Raw genomic sequence first — 19,308 nt, 5'->3', positions numbered from 1 at the left:
CATTATTATTATTTTTGATAAAATTTTTACCCTTTGAAATATCGTCACGTAATTTGGATTGTTGTCTTAGTGCTGGTGGTGGATCAGGCGCTGAAGTTCTGGATAAAGACACACATGAACTTTAGCCAGGAGTTTATCATTTTCCCTAACTGGTTCCGTATTCACTTCACTGAGAACCCTGGTATGGCCTATGGGCTGGAGCTGGGAGGAGAGTGGGGTAAAGTGTTACTGACGCTTTTCCGCCTGGCTGCCGTAGTAATTGGCTTTAAGTACATGAAAACGCTGGTAAAACAGCAACATCATACCGGTTTACTGGTTTGTGGCGCCCTCATTCTCGCTGGTGCTGCCGGTAACCTGATAGACAGCATGTTCTATGGGTTGATCTTCTCAGAGACCAACTTCTACGATGTGGCTACTTTCCTGCCAAAAGGCGGTGGTTATGCCAGCTTCCTCCACGGAAAAGTGGTAGATATGCTCTATTTCCCGGTTTACCGTGGCTACCTCCCTACCTGGATCCCATTCAAAGGAGGCGACTATTTCGTATTCTTCAACCCGATCTTCAATATTGCAGATGCTGCTATCTCTGTGGGTGTGATCACTATCCTGGTATTCCAGAAACGTTTTTTTCACAAACACAACGAAAAGCAACCAACTGAGAAAGAGCCAGTTGCAGTAACAAAATAAGTTTTTCAGATACTATTTAGAGCGGTTTCGTCCTGGACGAGACCGCTTTTTTTTGTCTATTCCTTTGAAAAGTTGAATTGCCGTATTACATTTGTCCACAAATCCGATAGACTAATAGATATAATCAAGGGATAAACTAGTATTCACCACCAATTAAATACGCAATGAACACCTCTTTACGATGTTGTTGAGCACTGAAAACAGCTTTCCCCCGATAAGCCTGTAATGGCATCTGCCAAAATCACCTTCATTAATACGACCAATTTATTTATCAATAAACTATAGTTATGTCCGCAAAAAGACACACTATCTATACAGCATCCTTTTGGCTGCTGGCCTTATTACTGCCTGTACTGGCCCAGGCTCAGCTGAATGGCTCTTATATTCTCAGCGGGAAGATCACCGGAGATAAAGGCGAACCACTGGTTGGCGCCACTGTCCAGATTAAAGGGACCTCCTTCGGTGCAACGACAGATACTACCGGTAAATTTGAGATCACCACAAATACCAAATTTCCTTTAAAACTGCAGGTGCGCCTGTTGGGATATCAAAACCAGGAATTTGACGTCAGGAACAGCAACAGCCGTCTACAGTTCCAGCTCATCACACAATCGCTGCTGGTGAATGAAGTGGTGGTATCAGCCTCCCGGCAGCAGGAAAAGCTGATGCGCTCACCGGTTGCCATCGAAAAACTGGACGTAAAAGCCCTGAAAGAAACACCAGCGGCTTCCTTTTATGATGCTATCGGTAATCTGAAAGGTGTTCAGATGACCACTGCCGGTCTGACTTTCAAAGTTTTCAACACACGTGGCTTCAACGTGCCCAATAACTTCCGTTTCATGCAGCTGATAGACGGCGTGGACAACCAGGCCGCCACACTGGGCGTGCCTCTGGGGAATGCTATCGGGCCCACTGAACTGGATATATTGAGTATTGAGGTAACGCCTGGCGCTTCTTCTGCATTGTATGGTATGAACGCCCTGAACGGGATGTCCAACCTCATTACTAAAAACCCATTTCAATACCAGGGTGTCAGTGTATACCAGAAAGTCGCCTTCAACCACTTTGATGGTAATGGCAGCTCTCCAAAACCGATCTCCGAAACATCGGTACGTTATGCACAGGCACTCAGTAAAAGGCTGGCGTTCAAGGTGAATTTCTCCTATATGCAGGGTACTGACTGGTATGCCGACAGTCACAATGATTTCAATCCCGGCAGCAAGGCAAACCCTGACTTCCCACAGCTGACCGGCGCTAACAACCCGGCAAATGATGCCTGGAATAAATACGCCGACCAGAGTACTTTTCCTATCACCGACAAATTCGGTAAGTCTTATAACGTATCCCGCACCGGCTATTGGGAAAAAGACCTGGTAGGCGACTACACCGTAAAGAACCTGAAATTTGACGGTGCCCTGCACTATAAGATCACTCCTAAGGTAGAGGCATCCTACACCTACCGTGTAGGTAAAATGGATGGTTTCTTCCAACGTGGTAACCGTATCGGGCTGAAAAATGTAGTGGTGCAAAATCATAAGGTAGAAGTAGTAGGGCAGGATTTTACCCTGCGCTCTTACGTTTCCCTGGAAAACACGGGTGATTCCTACAATATGAACCCACTGGCAGACAACCTGGAAAAATCCTTCAAAACAGATAAAAAATGGCAGGCGGATTATACCACTGCCCTGAATAACGCACTGGATGCTACCGGCAGCAATATAGCAGAAGCTCACAGAGCTGCACGTGCAGCTGCAGATGCGGGCCGCTGGACACCCGGTACAGCTGCCTTTGATGCGCAGGTAGCCAAGATTAAGAGCATTAACGACTGGGATATTTATCCTGTTTCAAAAGACAGCACCAACAAAAGCGGTGGCGCTGCCCTGCTCCAGATGAGCCGTTTCTACCATGTAGAAGGTACCTGGAACCTGCGTAAATACATCCACTTCCTGGATGTACTGGTAGGTGCTGATTACCGCACTTACGAGATCATCCCGGATGGTAACAACTTCGTAGATCTGACTAAACCACTGGACAAGCGTAATACTCCCGGTGGAAAGAACATCTGGTATGGTAAAACAGGTGGTTTCGTACAGGGCAGCAAATTATTCCTCCATGACCAGCTGAAAGTGACTGCATCTCTGCGCTTTGACAAGAGCCAGGAGTTTTCAGGCAAGTTCAATCCCCGTGTGGCCGCAGTATATACTACGCCTGATCAACGTCACAATTTCAGGGCTTCCTGGCAGAACGGATTCCGTTTCCCTTCCCTGTTTGAGGCTTATTCCTTCGTAAACAACGGTGGTGTAAGACGTGTAGGTGGATTGGCATTCATAGAAGAAGGACTGGGCTATTTCAAGAACTCTTACCTCACTTCCAGTGCTACCGCATTTACCACAGCGGTGAACAAGGCTACCAATGCCGATCCCACCCTGAGCAGGAACGACGCGGAGTTACAGAATGCAAATGTGCTGAAAGTGGCTAACCTGGATGCCATCAAACCTGAACAGATCCAGTCGTTCGAAGCTGGTTACAAGAGTGTACTGTTTGACAACAAGGTATTTATCGACGTCGACGGATATTACAATACTTACAAAAACTTCATCGGCCAGGTGGAAGTAGCCGTACCAAAAACTGGTAACGTAAATAATCCTACCCAGGAAGTACTGAACCAGATGTATGACAAACAGTACCAGAACCGGTACCGCGTGTGGACAAACAGTAAATCCACCGTGCAGAACTACGGTTTTGCATTGGGTGTTACCTATAACTTCCTGAAAACATTTACTATCAGCGGTAATGCTAACTACAATGCCCTGGCGCAGGATAAGACTAAAGATGATGCCCTGATCCCTGGCTTCAATACACCTAAATGGTTCACCAATGTGAGCTTTGGTAACAGGCGGGTATTGCCTAATCTCGGTTTCAACGTAGTATGGCACTGGCAGGAAACCTTCTACTGGCAAAACCTGTTCGGTAATGGAAACGTGCCTGCTTACAGTACTGTAGATGCACAGGTGACCTACAGTTTACCTAAAATACATACTTCCGTAAAAGTAGGTGGCTCAAACATCTTCAATACCTCCTACTTCCAGTATGTAGGTGGTCCAACCATCAAAGGATTGTATTACGTTGCATTTACATACGATCTGCCTTTCAAGAAGTAAGGCATCAACATAACTAAGCAACCCGCCGGCAGCAGACCATTTGCCCGGCGGGTTTTCTTTTTTATCTCCCGGGGATGATTTATCCCCGCTACATACGTTTCCCCCTTTTATTGAAATATTCAGCACATTTTAATCTCCCGCATTTGGATATGCCATGATTTCGGCCTACCTTAGTCTATAACATCTATAGACTATATAACTACAGTAATACATGCCGCACAACGAGGAGATAGACCAACTTGAAAAAAAGTACGCTACGGTAGAACGTCAGGAGATACTGATTGACCTTGTCAATGAGGAGAACCAACGTAAGCCTGCACTGTGGCTGCTGATCGGCATTATTGCCGTAGCAGTACTTGCCGGGGTAGGGATCTTATCCTACTACAATACATCCGAGGCTACCCATACACGGATTTTCGAGTTCACACAAACCCTTTTTACGAAGGAGCTGTTATTCTATATACTGGTAGGTTTGGCGGCGCAGACTGTAGATGGAGCACTGGGCATGGCTTATGGAGCAACTTCCTCCTCCCTGTTACTGGGATTGGGCATTCCCCCTTCTATTGCCAGTGCCAGTGTGCATGTGGCGGAGGTGTTCACCACCGGTGCATCCGGCATTTCGCACTTCCGTTTTGGTAATGTGAATAAAAAGCTGTTCCTCTATCTGTTAATACCCGGCATAATAGGCGCCATCAGCGGTTCATTGCTACTTTCTAAAATGAATGCTATCTCTGCTGCAGTTCCCTGGTTATCTTACTTTAAGGAGGACAATATCAAACCTTTTATCAGCGCTTATCTGCTCATACTGGGTGCTATCGTACTACGCAAAGCATTCCAACCTAAAAAAGCAAAAAGTAAGACCAAACGTCTGGGTTCCCTGGCGTTCTTCGGTGGTTTTATGGACTCTTTTGGCGGTGGCGGCTGGGGACCAATAGTAACGTCCACCTTACTGAGTAAAGGCCGTACAGCGCATTATACTATCGGTTCTGTGAATGCTGCGGAGTTCTTTATCTCTCTTTCCAGCGCAAGTACTTTCCTCATTTTCGGCGCTATTGCCGGCTGGCCTGTTATCATAGGGCTGATCATCGGTGGAGTGATTGCATCTCCTTTTGCAGCGCTTCTTGTAAGAAGGCTTAAACGTAAGCCGCTGATGATCATGGTGGGCACACTCATTATACTCTTAAGCCTGCGCACCATTATCACGACGCTTCTACATTGATATAAACCGGTTTCCGGTTAAATATAAAGGGGTATCTGTTTGAGCAGATACCCCTTTATTATTTTATAGCTTGAACTATTGTTTACTTGATATCGCCCACCATATCCAGTGGATTTACCCAGGCATCAAATTCTTCAGGTTTTACATAACCCAGTTTCACTGCCATTTCTTTCAGGGTAGTACCTTCTTTATGGGCTGTCTGCGCAATTTCTGCTGCTTTGTAGTACCCGATTTTGGTATTCAGTGCAGTTACCAGCATCAGGGAGTTATCTACATGCTTTTTAATGTTTGCTTCAATTGGTTCGATGCCTACAGCACATTTATCATTGAAGCTTACACAACCATCGCCGATCAGACGTGCAGAGTGCAGGAAGTTGTAGATCATTACGGGCTTGAACACGTTCAGTTCAAAATGCCCCGTAGCACCGCCGATGTTAATCGCCACATCATTACCCAATACCTGTGCAGCAATCATCGTCAGCGCTTCACACTGAGTAGGGTTTACCTTACCTGGCATGATAGAAGAACCTGGCTCATTGTCAGGAATGTGGATCTCACCGATACCGGAGCGTGGGCCGGAGCTCAGCATACGGATATCATTCGCGATCTTCATCAGGCTTACCGCTACAGTTTTCAGTGCACCATGCGCTTCTACGATAGCATCATGTGCTGCCAGTGCTTCAAATTTATTCTCAGCGGTGATGAATGGCAGTCCTGTCAGTGTAGCAATATGTTTTGCTACGTTCTCTGAATAACCTTTTGGCGTGTTGATCCCTGTACCTACAGCAGTACCCCCCAGGGCCAATTCGCTCAGGTGAGCAAGTGTATTTTTAATGGCTTTCAGACCATGGTTCAGCTGGGAAACATATCCGCTGATTTCCTGACCTAATGTGAGCGGTGTAGCATCCATGAAGTGGGTACGGCCGATCTTCACAATATTTTTGAAAGCTTCTGCTTTAGCAGCAAGAGTATCCCTTAGTTTTTCGATACCCGGAATAGTGGTCTCGATCAACATTTTGTATGCCGCAATGTGCATAGCTGTAGGGAATGTATCGTTGGATGACTGTGACTTATTCACATCGTCATTCGGGTGTATCACTTTATCTTTATCCGTGAGTTTGCCACCATTGATCACGTGTGCACGGTAGGCAACCACTTCATTTACGTTCATGTTCGACTGGGTACCTGAACCTGTCTGCCAAACCACCAACGGGAACTGATCATCCAGTTTACCGGCCAGTATTTCATCACAAGCCTGTCCGATCAGGTTTGCTTTTTCCTGAGGCAGTACACCGGCATCCAGGTTGGTCAGTGCTGCGGCTTTCTTCAGGTAAGCAAACGCCTTGATGATTTCCTTTGGCATTCTGTTAATATCCTGAGCAATCCTGAAATTGTCGATAGAACGTTGAGTTTGAGCACCATAGTAAGCATCTACAGGTACTTTCACTTCGCCCATCGTGTCTTTCTCTATTCTATATTCCATATGCTTGATTTTTTGCGGTACAAACGTACATATGAATTGTGAATTATCAATTACGAATTACCAATTCAATGCCTTTACCTTACCATTAATGAAAAGATAAGCCCGGGCTCCATTCGGGAGCCGTGCCTTTCCTGACCGGGCTGTTATATTGCGATCTGCAAGCAGTTCTTTTATTCTCCAATAAACCTTGCCACTCTTTTCTGTATAAATGCTTCGGCTCCCTCCTGCATGTCTTTTGTGGCGAAGCAGGCGCCGAACTCATTCAGTTCCATTTCATAACCATCTGAAATATGATCCAGTGCAGCATTGGCACATTTGATCACGCGGGCTATTGCCAGCGGAGCTTTGGTATGTATCTTCTGTAAAAGTTCGGTTGATTTCAGCAGCAGATCACCCGGCGCTACCACATAGTTGACCAGTCCCCATGCCAGTGCGTCCTCTGCACCGATCATATCACCTGTCATCATCATTTCCAACGCCTTCCCTTTACCTACCAGGGCCGTCAGACGTTGTGTACCACCGTAACCGGGTATCAGTCCGAGGTTGACTTCCGGCTGCCCGAACCGTGCATGAGTAGCAGCGATCCTGAAGTGACAGGCCATAGCCAGTTCACAGCCGCCTCCCAGCGCAAAGCCATTCACCGCTGCAATGATCGGCTTGGGGCTATCTTCAATGCGCTTGAAGATCACCTGTCCTTTCTTCGCCAGCTCAGCGCCCTGCAGATCTGACAATGCGAGAAATTCTGAAATGTCGGCGCCGGCGACAAAAGCTTTCTCTCCTTTACCAGTGATCACTGCACTCTTAATCTCCTTATTCGTATATACCTCATCTATCGCCAATGCCAGCTCTTTCATTACTTCCGCGTTCAGCGCATTCATTTTGTCAGGGCGATTGATATAAATAAAGAAGATGTTATCAGTGAGTTCAGTCTTAATAGTATTGTACATGAGATCCGGGTTTGTTGGAGGACTAATTTATTTTATTTTCCAACACAAACTGTGATATTATTTTAACATAGAAACAAATGAACATATATCTTGCAAAATAGCGATCACCTCCGAACATCGGTATATATAGATCAGCCAGCAGCGAGGATTTGAAGGCAATTAACGGATCCGAGAGAACAAGCAGAGAAGAACGGTAGAACAAGCGGAGAAGAAGCGACGAAGACGCGTCGAACAAGAAAAGTCAAAAAAAGGGAAGAAAAAGGATTATTACGGGATGTTAAAATAATACAGCAATACAGGAAAAACGATAAAAAACAGGAATGACGAATCAATGTTGATACATCCATTAACATTATTCGTCATTCCTAAGATAGGCCTTTTCAGGCATCGAATCAATAATATATCTTATATATCAGGAGTTTTTCTTCCAGTGTTTCTTATGCCGTTCATGCATTTCTTTCCAGTGTTTATGATCGGGGAACCTGCCAAAATCATAACTGAGCGTTACAAAGAACAGTTTGGCATCCAGGTCTTTATAAGGAGTGGCAGTACCACCTACCAACACTTCCTTGTACTCTTTATTGAAGAAATTTTTAGGATAATACTGCACTTTCAGTCCGAAACCGGGACTCATCCTTAAACCGGCAAAAAGGGAAGGCATCAGCAGTGGTGTACGATCGCTGAACCACTCATTGAACTTATCTTTTTTATCACCGTGGATGAATTTCTTTTCCTTGTAATTGAATGCCAGGTCATAGGAGCCACCGGCAAAGAAGAAAAACGAACCTCTTCTCAGATCCCCGATCTTGAAACCCAAAGGGATACCCACTGTGTATACACGCCGTTTCAGTTTTACGGAATCCTTATCATCTTTTGTGATGAGTCCTATATTCTTGAGATTCAGTCCGGTAAAAATCCCGAAGTGCCTGTCGAAATCATAGTTCAGGTTATGACCGACGTTAAAAAAGAAAGTAAAACGGGGAATGTTGTGCACATGCACACCGGCATTTTTGATCTCGTCGCTGAAAGATAACAGGGGACCATCGCCGCCCCAAGTCACATAAGGATGTTTACTGGGACTGGCGCCGGCATATCTGCCAAATACCATTTCCTTCCAGGCGTGTTTGCTGGTATCAGATTTATTGTCCTGGGAGAATGCGGTTAACTGCAACAAACAAGGCAGCAGTGGAATGAGGTAGAGTTTCCGTTTCATAAATCTTCTTCTGTTTTAATTGGGTTGTCTTGATATATGCATCTAAGACGCCCGGAACGAAAAAAAGTTTCAAAACAGCGCTATTTTTTAAAAACTCCGGTGAGTAGCTACCCAATCTGTGATGTAGGCGGCAATATCCTCGGTACGGGTACCGGGCGGGAACAGTTTTCCGACACCGATCTCATTCAGTTCCAGCATATCTGTTTCCGGTATGATGCCTCCGCCTGTAAGCAATACGTCATCCATCCCTTTGTCTTTCATAAGGGCCATAATACGTGGAAAAACCGTCATGTGTGCGCCTGACAGGATGCTGACGCCAATAGCGTCCACATCTTCCTGGAGTGCTGCGCTAACCACCATTTCGGGGGTCTGGCGCAGTCCGGTATAAATCACTTCCATACCGGCATCTCTCAGGGCTGCCGCAATCACCTTGGCGCCCCGGTCATGACCATCCAGTCCGACCTTAGCCACCAGCACACGTACAGGACGTTGTAGGGGGTTGACCATAATCTTTGGTTGTTAAGGTTGTAAATATAAGTTTTTTGAGCAGTCTACCGCCGGCAGCTTCCCCACATCGTACTCGGGTCTGTGGACTTTTCACTACCTTTGCCGTCCGAAATATATTAAACTTTATGAGCGAAGAAAGGACCCTCAATTTTCTGGAACAGATCGTAGAAGAGGACATTGCCAACGGAGTAAATGGCGGCAGGGTGCTTACACGCTTCCCTCCCGAACCAAATGGCTACCTGCACATCGGGCATGCCAAATCCATCTGCCTCAACTTTGGCCTTGCACAGAAGTACAATGGTAAAACCAACCTCCGTTTTGACGATACAAATCCCGTTACGGAGGATACTGAATATGTGGATTCCATTAAGGCCGACATACAATGGCTGGGCTTCAACTGGGCCCAGGAACTGTATGCGTCCGATTATTTCGAACAGATATACAACTTCGCTGTACAACTGATAAAAAAAGGACTGGCGTATGTAGATGATTCTACAGCGGAGGAGATCGCCATCTCCAAGGGGACACCTACTGAACCCGGTAAAGGCACTCCCTACCGCAACCGTAGCGTAGCCGAAAACCTCGACCTGTTTGAACGTATGCGCAAAGGGGAATTTAAGGATGGTGAGAAAGTATTACGTGCAAAGGGTGACCTGGCATCTCCCAACATGCACATGCGTGATCCTATCATGTACCGTATCAAACATGCCCATCATCACCGTACCGGCGATAACTGGTGTATCTATCCGATGTACGACTTTGCCCACGGACAGAGCGACAGCATCGAAAATATTACCCATTCCGTTTGTACACTGGAGTTTATTCCCCACCGCCCGCTGTACAATTGGTTCATCGAGCAGCTGGGTATATTCCCATCCCACCAGTACGAGTTTGCACGTCTCAATCTTACCTACACGGTAATGAGCAAACGTAAGCTCCTGCAACTGGTGAACGAAAAGCATGTTACCGGCTGGGACGATCCACGTATGCCGACTATCAGTGGCCTGCGCCGCCGTGGCTATACACCTGCCAGTATCCGTGCTTTCTGCGAACGTATCGGCGTACAGAAACGCGATAACATGATCGATGTGAGCCTGCTGGAATTTTGCATCCGTGAAGAGCTGAATAAAACAGCAAATCGTGTGATGGCAGTGCTGGACCCGGTAAAACTCGTGATCACCAACTATCCTGCTGACCAGGTAGAAGAAATGACCGCTGAAAACAATCCGGAAGATCCAAACTCAGGTACCCGTACACTACCTTTCAGCAATACGCTGTACATCGAACGTGAAGATTTCATGGAAGAACCGCCGAAGAAATTCTTCCGTCTGGGGCCAGGCCTGGTAGTACGTCTGAAAAATGCCTACATCATCAAAGGCGAAGGCTTTGAGAAAGATGCAGATGGCAATATCACTACTATCTACGCTACTTATTTCCCTGAAAGCAAAAGTGGCGGAGATACTACCGGCCTGAATGTGAAAGGCACCATCCACTGGGTAAGTGCTGCACATGCTGCTACCGTGGAAGTGCGCTTGTACGACAGACTGTTTAAAGTAGAAGATCCGGGCAGTGAAGAAGGTGATTTCAAATCATATATCAACCCTGACTCATTGCAGGTTATTTCCAATGCATATGTCGAGCCTAGCCTGTTGAAAGCTAAACCGGGAGAGCGCTTCCAGTTCCTGCGTAAAGGTTATTTCTGTGTAGATACGGATAGTACTGCTGAGAAAGTGGTGTTTAACCGGACAGTAACGTTGAAGGATACATGGGCGAAAGAGGCAAAGAAGGGATAATTATAGATATTCCAGTATAATAAAAAGGCTATTACTTCACTGTAATAGCCTTTTTGTATAATTAAAAAGTTTAGATCAATCGCAGTGTTCGAGCTCTTCTTTTGAGATGAGGAATTCCTCCTTATGCACATCATCACAAATAACGCCTATTTCATGTCTATATAGCATTAACCCTACTACTGCCGGTGGGTCGATACAGCGACTTTCATATCCATGTTTTGCATATTTATCTCTCAATTCCATCAATAGTCTTCCCAATGCATTGACACCAATTAACTTATCACCATTCTCCACTGCACCCCAAATTTTATCTCTATATGATAATTCTACAATAGGTCGATCCTCAGTGCTCAAAAGCAGCGCTGAAAACCTTTCCCAATTCTGGGACAGTTTTATACTTAAAACCCAGCGCATTACCTTAATTCTGATATCATCCCAATCCTGACGTACAAACTTATTATACTTACGGCTGATCATCTTCGCCGTTATCGGGCTGTTTTCTGTTATAATCTCTTCCTGAATATCAGGAAACAAGGGAAACTTACACGCCTGATATAAATGCTCAACGGTAGGTATGATCACATCATTTATATTCACACTATATCCCCCGGCCATATTCGAAAGACCTCCAAAGTCATCTTTGGTCTTTTGAAAAGAGACTACATCCTTTATGTTATATTCTCTTATTTCCATAAACTAATGATACGCAAAATTATAGTAAAATCAAATACCCCGGTTCCGTACCGGAAATAGTCCCCTCCAATTATATACTGGATTATCCCACCAGAAAACAAGCGGGCAATTGTTAGGAATATTCCTCCAGAGAAAGAAAAGAGTTCCAAGACCGTGTGTTTTATGAGTTCCAGCTGTATATCCTAGTGGTCTTAGCCCTTTTGCGTTAATGTTTCTAACCCTATTTATTATATCAACCCCTTTATGGAGCAAAATGTTCTCAAATCGTGTCCGATTCGCCGGAGATGAAAAAAAGGTCTCACGACTGGGAAGATTCACTTTTCTATAAGCTACCTCCAGATTTGTGGTTGCCTGTAAATTCTGCAGGTAAGCATTTACAGCCTCCGACTGAGGTTCTATGGGATATGCAAGATTTAGCCTGGGGTTATTGCGTCTTATATGATTCTGAATTTCATAATCGTGGAACAACAAGACATTGTTCATGATCTGGTCGTTATCTAATTGCTGCTTGAACTTCCATTGTGTATTCGCCCATCCCCAATTATGATAACAGAACACACTTACAATCAGTGTTATTCTTTTCTCATTGACTAGCTCATAATAAAATTCCCCCTCCTCATTTACTGACCGCAACCAGCTACTCAGATGTACTGCTATTGTATTGCCAGTAGCAAGGACATCATCAAGATAAATAAATACCTTTTGAGCTTTTGTCCCACACTTATTTAGGTCGATCCCATATTTATCTACAATTATCTCATTTAATAGGGCCAACAGGTCCTGCTGACTTTTACCTGGTTTCTGCAGATCTAAAAATACAGTCTCACTTAATAAGCTGACAGCATCAGGATATCTTAAGGTAACTATCAACTCCTCAATCCGTGCAGACAATAGCTGCTTAGCCTTAGCTCTTGAGATATAAATTCCCTGCTCTAATAAATGCAGGAATTCTTCCAGGATGAATTGCTGATCCTCAATATCAAATTGAGAAATCCAATCCATAACATGTGTCTCGGTAAATTGAAAACCTACATGGTTGTGGTAATCGCCGATGATAGCGACTATTGCTTTCGCAAGATGCTCCATTAAAGATATTTGAACAATGAATTAAACCATAGCTAAAAGCAAAAGCACCTGTTTAATTCGGAGTTACAAATGTTGTTGGGAACAAACATTTTATCTAAAGTAAATAATAAATGGCTTGATATAAGAAACCATTTTGTTCATTCTATATATGCATTGGTCATTTTCTGCCATACAAAAGAAAGCGCGCTGTCTACAGCTATTGTATCACAACAGCGAATTTTTCGGAATACGATAATCTTCTCTTTTTTGTTATTCTGCAAACACACCTATACATTTGCAAAAAAACAATATAACCCATAACCCACTACCTATGTTCAAGAAGTTACTACCCGCATGCCTGATCGCTATCAGCGCATTTGTTTTGTTTGCCTGCTCCAAAGATGCTGCTCCATCAAACAATGCTCCACCCGCATCGGTACCAACATTAGCCATCGTTAACAGTGTCAGCGACTCTGCCATCTCCGGAATTTATTTCAGATATACCTATAAAGGTTATACTGAGCTATTCAAAGATACAGTAGATAGTGTTGGTTTTATGTATTACCACAACAACATTTACTTCGCCTGGACGACCGGCCGCAAAGGCGTCCCATTTGAGCATAAGAGTGTTGCCGAATTTAACTTCGGCAAAACCTGGCCTACTGGTACCGGCACTTTTAATAATGCAATATTTTGGATAGGAGACTACACTTCCTATAGGAGTGACAACATGGAGTACACTATCACAAGAAATGCTGCAAACTTTGGCGATACTGTGGAGGTAAAGTTTAAAGGCCTCGTGACAGAGGAAGATGCTGTCGGCACGCCTGATACAACCACTGTTATTGGCGATTTCCGCGCGGTATTGGTGAATAACCCATGATAAGAAAGGCATTAAAACACAAAGAAGCCGTATCACACGTCACGTCGATACGGCTTCTCTTTTTATTACCGGTAATATACTTTATGCATTGATCGCATCCAACCCCTTCACAATCCTCGCAATTGTCTCATGCTTACCCAACACTTCTGCAATATTAAACACCGGAGGGCCGAACTTACCACCGCACAACATAATACGGAATGGCAGCTGCAATTCTCCTGGTTTGATATTCATAGAAGCTGCCAGTGTTTTGAAACTTTCCTCCAGTGATACAGCTGTGAACTCAGCGTGATCTTCCACTACAGCCGCCCAGTTACGGAAAAACTGTGTTTTATCATCATTCCATTTCGGCTTTACAGCCGCAATATCATAACTCTCAGGCTGCTGGAAGAAGAAGAAAGCATGTTCCCAGATATCATTCACGAAGTTGCAACGTTCTTTTACAAGACCGGCTATTTTCGCAACAAACTCAGGGGTAGCACTAATGTTCTTTTCTTGCAGCACTGGCTCAAATAAGGCCGCTAAACGGTCGTTATCTGCATGCAGCAGGTACTGGTGATTGAACCATTTCGCCTTTTCAAAGTCGAATTTGGCACCTGCTTTATGTACACGTTCCAGAGAGAAACGCTGGATCAGTTCTTCGATAGTGAAGATCTCCTGACCGGAGCCGTCATTCCAGCCGATCATTGCCAGCATATTTACAAATGCCTCAGGCAGGAAACCTAATTCACGGAAGCCTTTGGTTAATTCATTGCTCTTCGGATCTGTCCAGTTCATTGCATACACAGGGAAGCCCAGTCTGTCGCCGTCACGCTTGCTCAACTTACCATTACCATCAGGCTTCAGGATCAATGGCAGGTGTGCCCAATTAGGCATCTGCGCTTCCCAACCCAGGTATTTCCACAACAGCAGGTGTACAGGTGCAGAAGGCAGCCATTCTTCTCCACGGAAGGCATGGGTGATCTTCATGAGGTAATCATCTACTACCACTGCGAGGTGATAGGTGGGCATCCCATCTGCTTTCAGCAGCACTTTATCGTCAACGGTACTGGTATTAAACTGTACATGTCCGCGGATCAAATCTGTAAAGCCAACTTCTTCGTTCTGTGGCATTTTGATGCGGATCACATGAGGCGTACCTTTTTCCAGCAGGCTGGCCGTTTCTTCTGCAGACAGGCTGATGGAATTACGCATCTGCTGACGGGCAGCGGCGTTATACTGCGGAGAAGGATTCTCAGCAGTTTTCAGTTTGTTACGCATTTCCTCCAGTTCCTCCGGAGTATCAAAAGCATAGTAGGCATAACCATCTTTTACCAGCTGCTCAGCATACTGGCGGTATTGCGCTTTACGCTCACTCTGGCGGTAAGGGGCATAGGGGCCTCCTACATGCGGACCTTCATCAGGATTCAATCCGCACCAACGAAGACATTCTATGATATATTCTTCCGCACCCGGCACGTAGCGGGTCTGATCTGTATCTTCTATCCTCAGCACAAATTCACCATTGTGCTGCCTAGCAAATAAATAATTGAATAAAACCGTGCGTACACCTCCGAGGTGCAAGCCACCTGTTGGACTGGGCGCAAAGCGTACCCTTACTTTCTGTTGTTGCATGCCGCAAAGGTAAAGAAAGATTTTAGCTACCTTTATTTTTCAATCACAACATCCATGTTTTATCTTACGAAAACACCTGCACTGCTGAAAGCACTGTATAAAAGCTGCACCTGGAACTTTTCCCCGGCCAGGCCATCTGTATACCTGACATTTGATGACGGCCCCCATCCGACAGCAACCCCCTTTATATTGGACCTCCTTCGCAAGTATGAGGCAAAGGCCACTTTCTTCTGTATAGGGAAAAACGTTATTGACCATCCAGACATCTACCAACGGATACTGGAGGAAGGACATCATACCGGTAATCACTCCCATAACCACCTCAACGGCTGGAAAACGGGTACGGATAAATATATAGAGAACATTCTCGAAGCCCGCAAATACATCAACTCCCCCCTGTTCCGACCGCCTTATGGCAGAATCACGCCTTTTCAGATCAGGCACCTGAAAAAAGCGATCCCTAATGTGCAGGTTATCATGTGGGATGTATTAAGCGCCGACTTTGATACGGAAATAAGCGGGGAGGACTGCGTGCAGAATGTAGTATTTAAGGCAAAGCCCGGGTCTATTATCGTGTTTCACGACAGTACCAAGGCCTGGGACCGACTGGAGTATGCCTTGCCGCGGGTGATGGAATATTTCAAAAAACAACAGTTAAACATGGAAGCCATTCCATACTGAACGATATCCTGAAAATAGAAAAGCCCGGGCAGATATAACCCGGGCTTTTTTAATGAATTATTATCGCTTATTTAGGCAATGCAATGCTTTTCACTTTGTCGCCCAGATCGATCGTTGCAGAATCATCACAGATACCATTACCATAGTTTACAGTAGCGGTAACACCATTTACAGTCACCAGCGCTTTACCTTTACCGATCCATGGACATTCCAGTTTCCTTTCGAGCGCATCTGCATCATTTACAGTGATGGAAGCAGATATACCCAGGGGATATACCAGGGAATCTTTCCCAGTGATGCTGAAAATATCGTCAGTTACATCGCCCATGGTAGCAGTACCGGAAGTCTGAACGATGATAGTATTGCTGCTGAAGCCAACCATTACAGTATCCAGTTTCACAGAACCACCCGTTACTACAGAACTATATTTGTATACGTTACCATTGCTCATGTTGGTGATAGTTTTGGTACCTGTAACAACCACACCATTTACGGTATAGGTCAGCGGCTTGATAACGATCACAGAGCCAGGATAGTAGAAGTAACCACTGTAAGTTACCTGGATATTACCCGCGCGTACGCGGCCAGTATTATCAGCGCAGCCTTCACCAAACTTGATCAGCATGGTTTTAGGCCATTGGTCTACGGTTACATCATCAACATCATAAGAGAAGCAGCTACCCAATTTGGCAGCCAGCTCAGCGCGGTGAGCTTTACGGCCAGTTTCATTCAGGCTGGCATCAGCACCTACTTCCAGCGCAATGCCGAAGAGGTCGTCATATATTCCACTTACAACTGCCTGATCAGCAGCAGCGGTGATTGTTTGATTGTCACTTTTATTGGTGTCCACCTTAGCAGTATCAGTAGCTGATTTAGAACACGCAAAAAAGATGGTTGCCATCGTTAACAGGATTACAACTCCTGCGAAGATACGGTTAAAGCAAAAGTAGCCTTTCATAGAATAGTATAGTTTAAAATGAGGTTTTCCGGCCGTACTTTTGTACGGGCTATTAAAATATAAATATTATACAAATGTAATATTTTTACAAATCCTATAAAAAAATTTAATATCTGAGTAATGAACTGGATTGATACACATGCCCATCTGTATGGGGAAGAGTTTTCGGCAGACAGGACGGCAATAGTGGAGCGGGCGTTGGCAGCGGGCGTATCCCGGTTATACCTACCAAACATCGACAGTAACTCCATTGAAGGGATGCTGGCTTTGGAGGTTCAATTTCCAGACAACTGCTTTGCCATGATGGGTGTACATCCCTGTTATATCAACGAGAATGTGGAACAGGAGCTTGCTGTAGTGCGGGAATGGCTGGCCAAAAGGCCATTTAAGGCCATCGGCGAGATTGGACTTGATTTCTACTGGGACACTACCTACCGCGAGCAGCAGTACCATGCCTTCCGTAGTCAGCTGGAACTGGCCAGGGAGTACCATCTACCGGTAGCCATTCATAGCCGGGAAAGCACCCGGGAGTGTATTGATGAAGTGAAGGCCTTACAGGATGGCCGCTTGTCAGGAGTCTTCCATTGCTTTTCCGGTACACTGGAAGAAGCGAAAGAGATCATTGACCTGGGCTTTTACCTGGGCATCGGTGGTGTGGTGACATTCAAGAAATCAGGACTGGATAAGATCCTGGAAGATATCGACCTGCAGTACGTCGTACTGGAGACAGATGCTCCTTATCTGGCACCTGTTCCTTACCGGGGTAAGCGGAATGAAAGTGCCTACATTCCACTGATCGGAGAAAAGATAGCAGATGTAAAAAATCTAAAAATAGCGGATGTCGCTGCAATGACAACAAACAACGCGCTTAAATTATTCAAAACCCACTAACCTTTTAGGGGGTACCTTTGCAGCCAATTTGGAACAGCAGCATCAATGAGTAAAATCCTGATTATTTATACAGGGGGCACAGTTGGGATGATCTATGACGAGAAAACCAAAGCCTTGCGTCCTATCGGGTTTAATGAGATACGTAACAATCTTCCGGAATTATACCGCATGGGGATTGACTTTTACGTGTACGCCTTCAATCCTCCGATCGATTCTTCCGACATGCAACCGGAGATCTGGGTGGAAATAGCATCTATCATAGAAGACCGGTATGACCGGTATGATGGATTTGTTATTTTACATGGTTCCGATACCATGTCATTCACCGCTTCAGCACTAAGTTTTATGCTGGAGAACCTTTCAAAACCAGTCATCCTGACGGGATCACAGCTACCCATTGGCAAGATCCGTACAGATGCCAAAGAGAATATCATTACCGCGATGGAGATTGCTGCCACCCGTCATAACGGGCAGGTAGTAGTACCAGAGGTGTGTATCTATTTCGACTTTGCACTCTTCCGCGGCAACCGTTCAAAAAAGTATAACGCTGAGAAATTTGAAGCGTTCTACTCCATGAACTACCCTCCGCTGGCAGAAGCAGGTATCGATATCAAGTACAAGACACAGGTGGTGTTGCCTAGCCCGGAAAAACCGCTGAAGGTACATAAGCACCTGGATGATAATGTGACGGTCCTGAAAATGTTCCCGGGTATTACCCGTAAGGCAGTGGAGGCAATTCTCAACGTAAGTGGCCTCCGCGGCGTGATATTGGAGACTTTCGGCAGCGGGAATACCAATACCCAGCCCTGGTTTATAGAGAGCCTTAAAAAGGCCATTGACAAGGGTGTTGTGATTGTGGATATCACCCAATGTGACGGTGGTTCTGTGGAACTGGGCAAATATGAGACCAGCCAACCCCTGCAGCAAATAGGGGTGATCAGCGGGCATGATATGACCTTTGAAGCAGCCATTACCAAGCTAATGTTCGTTCTGGGACAAAACCTGGATCTTGAAGCTACAAAGGCGATGATCGAGGCGCCACTGAGGGGAGAACTGACGACAAATACCCATGATTGGGAAGCGATATAAATTAATTTTTGGTAATCCGGGGGAAAAAGATATCTTTGCAACCCTGAAATAAAATTTCAATTCAACCGGAGAAGTGCAGGAGTGGTTGAACTGGCACGCCTGGAAAGTGTGTAAACTCGAAAGGGTTTCAAGGGTTCGAATCCCTTCTTCTCCGCTAAAGGGGACTTATCATTAAAACAATGGTAAGTCCCTTTCTCTTTATAAGCAAAATTGCCCAACTGGTGGGCAATTAGCTGAAAAATCAAATTCATCTTAGGGGTTCGAAATTCCCTTTTTTCCCGGTCATAGACAATTCCCTCTGGAAAGACCAATTTTTGCAACTGCTTATACATCAATAGTTCGGTAATAAATTAAGCAGCCAATTCGGCCGTGTTTAAGCATTTGTGATAAAGACGTTTTATTTTCTTGCAATTCAAGTCCAAGCCTA

General features: G+C 45.1%; 16 protein-coding genes and 1 tRNA gene. 9 read left to right on the top strand and 8 right to left on the bottom strand.

The genetic code is table 11. The features are described 5' to 3' along the window. Nucleotides 1-33: 33 nt before the first annotated feature. The 3 genes from CLV42_RS30325 to CLV42_RS30315 all read left to right on the top strand — a co-directional run bounded on the left by CLV42_RS30325 (nt 34) and on the right by CLV42_RS30315 (nt 5,064). The gene (locus CLV42_RS30325; RefSeq protein ID WP_106605702.1) at nt 34-684 is read left to right on the top strand and encodes a lipoprotein signal peptidase; all 651 of its coding nucleotides are present in this window, start codon (nt 34-36) and stop codon (nt 682-684) included. A 287-nt stretch (nt 685-971) separates the two neighbouring features. Then, on the top strand, nt 972-3,845 hold the full coding sequence (locus CLV42_RS30320) for a TonB-dependent receptor (protein ID WP_106605701.1): 2,874 nt from the start codon (nt 972-974) through the stop codon (nt 3,843-3,845). Nucleotides 3,846-4,056: 211 nt separating this feature from the next. Then, on the top strand, nt 4,057-5,064 hold the full coding sequence (locus CLV42_RS30315) for a sulfite exporter TauE/SafE family protein (protein WP_106605700.1): 1,008 nt from the start codon (nt 4,057-4,059) through the stop codon (nt 5,062-5,064). Between the two features lie 82 nt (nt 5,065-5,146). Here the strand turns inward: CLV42_RS30315 and fumC are convergent, their stop codons facing one another. The 4 genes from fumC to CLV42_RS30295 all read right to left on the bottom strand — a co-directional run bounded on the left by fumC (nt 5,147) and on the right by CLV42_RS30295 (nt 9,214). Beyond that, nucleotides 5,147-6,547, bottom strand: coding sequence for a class II fumarate hydratase (fumC, locus tag CLV42_RS30310; protein ID WP_106605699.1), 1,401 nt, complete (start codon nt 6,545-6,547; stop codon nt 5,147-5,149). 170 nt (nt 6,548-6,717) lie between these two features. Further along, nucleotides 6,718-7,494, bottom strand: coding sequence for an enoyl-CoA hydratase/isomerase family protein (locus tag CLV42_RS30305; RefSeq protein ID WP_106605698.1), 777 nt, complete (start codon nt 7,492-7,494; stop codon nt 6,718-6,720). 412 nt (nt 7,495-7,906) lie between these two features. Beyond that, a complete protein-coding gene (locus CLV42_RS30300; protein WP_106605697.1) occupies nt 7,907-8,707 on the bottom strand; it encodes an outer membrane beta-barrel protein in 801 nt (266 codons plus the stop codon). Nucleotides 8,708-8,794: 87 nt separating this feature from the next. Further along, nucleotides 8,795-9,214 (bottom strand): cobalamin B12-binding domain-containing protein, encoded by a 420-nt coding sequence (locus CLV42_RS30295; protein WP_106605696.1) that lies wholly within the window; start codon nt 9,212-9,214, stop codon nt 8,795-8,797. Between the two features lie 125 nt (nt 9,215-9,339). Between CLV42_RS30295 and CLV42_RS30290 the strand changes: the two genes are divergently transcribed. Continuing rightward, nucleotides 9,340-11,007, top strand: coding sequence for a glutamine--tRNA ligase/YqeY domain fusion protein (locus CLV42_RS30290; RefSeq protein WP_106605695.1), 1,668 nt, complete (start codon nt 9,340-9,342; stop codon nt 11,005-11,007). A gap of 75 nt (nt 11,008-11,082) precedes the next feature. Here the strand turns inward: CLV42_RS30290 and CLV42_RS30285 are convergent, their stop codons facing one another. Both CLV42_RS30285 and CLV42_RS30280 read right to left on the bottom strand, forming a co-directional pair. Continuing rightward, nucleotides 11,083-11,700: an NADAR family protein gene (locus CLV42_RS30285; RefSeq protein WP_106605694.1), complete on the bottom strand. Its 618-nt coding sequence runs from the start codon at nt 11,698-11,700 to the stop codon at nt 11,083-11,085. Between the two features lie 30 nt (nt 11,701-11,730). Continuing rightward, complete coding sequence (locus tag CLV42_RS30280; protein ID WP_106605693.1) at nt 11,731-12,786, bottom strand: phosphoribosyltransferase-like protein; 1,056 nt, start codon at nt 12,784-12,786, stop codon at nt 11,731-11,733. Nucleotides 12,787-13,096: 310 nt separating this feature from the next. Here CLV42_RS30280 and CLV42_RS30275 point away from each other — a divergent pair, with 310 nt between their 5' ends. Continuing rightward, the gene (locus tag CLV42_RS30275; protein WP_106605692.1) at nt 13,097-13,648 is read left to right on the top strand and encodes a hypothetical protein; all 552 of its coding nucleotides are present in this window, start codon (nt 13,097-13,099) and stop codon (nt 13,646-13,648) included. A gap of 81 nt (nt 13,649-13,729) precedes the next feature. Here the strand turns inward: CLV42_RS30275 and gltX are convergent, their stop codons facing one another. Beyond that, nucleotides 13,730-15,262: a glutamate--tRNA ligase gene (gene gltX, locus CLV42_RS30270; protein WP_106605691.1), complete on the bottom strand. Its 1,533-nt coding sequence runs from the start codon at nt 15,260-15,262 to the stop codon at nt 13,730-13,732. A gap of 54 nt (nt 15,263-15,316) precedes the next feature. Here gltX and CLV42_RS30265 point away from each other — a divergent pair, with 54 nt between their 5' ends. After that, nucleotides 15,317-15,943: a polysaccharide deacetylase family protein gene (locus tag CLV42_RS30265; RefSeq protein ID WP_106605690.1), complete on the top strand. Its 627-nt coding sequence runs from the start codon at nt 15,317-15,319 to the stop codon at nt 15,941-15,943. Between the two features lie 67 nt (nt 15,944-16,010). Here the strand turns inward: CLV42_RS30265 and CLV42_RS30260 are convergent, their stop codons facing one another. Further along, nucleotides 16,011-16,901 carry a hypothetical protein gene (locus CLV42_RS30260; RefSeq protein ID WP_106605689.1) on the bottom strand — a complete coding sequence of 297 codons (891 nt, stop codon included), beginning with the start codon at nt 16,899-16,901 and terminating at the stop codon, nt 16,011-16,013. A 120-nt stretch (nt 16,902-17,021) separates the two neighbouring features. Between CLV42_RS30260 and CLV42_RS30255 the strand changes: the two genes are divergently transcribed. The 3 genes from CLV42_RS30255 (at nt 17,022) to CLV42_RS30245 (ending at nt 19,035) form a co-directional block, all read left to right on the top strand. Then, entirely contained in the window at nt 17,022-17,792 is a 771-nt protein-coding gene (locus CLV42_RS30255; RefSeq protein WP_106605688.1) for a TatD family hydrolase, read from the top strand. Nucleotides 17,793-17,837: 45 nt separating this feature from the next. Next, on the top strand, nt 17,838-18,881 hold the full coding sequence (locus tag CLV42_RS30250; RefSeq protein ID WP_106605687.1) for an asparaginase: 1,044 nt from the start codon (nt 17,838-17,840) through the stop codon (nt 18,879-18,881). Between the two features lie 67 nt (nt 18,882-18,948). Continuing rightward, nucleotides 18,949-19,035: transfer RNA gene (locus CLV42_RS30245), tRNA-Ser, on the top strand. Nucleotides 19,036-19,308 lie beyond the last annotated feature (273 nt).

Origin of the sequence: Chitinophaga ginsengisoli, assembly GCF_003014595.1 — a bacterium.
Classification (GTDB): Bacteria; Bacteroidota; Bacteroidia; order Chitinophagales; family Chitinophagaceae; genus Chitinophaga; species Chitinophaga ginsengisoli.
The sequence above is the reverse complement of the archived record's forward strand: the minus strand, read 5'-3'. Positions and strand labels throughout refer to the sequence as shown.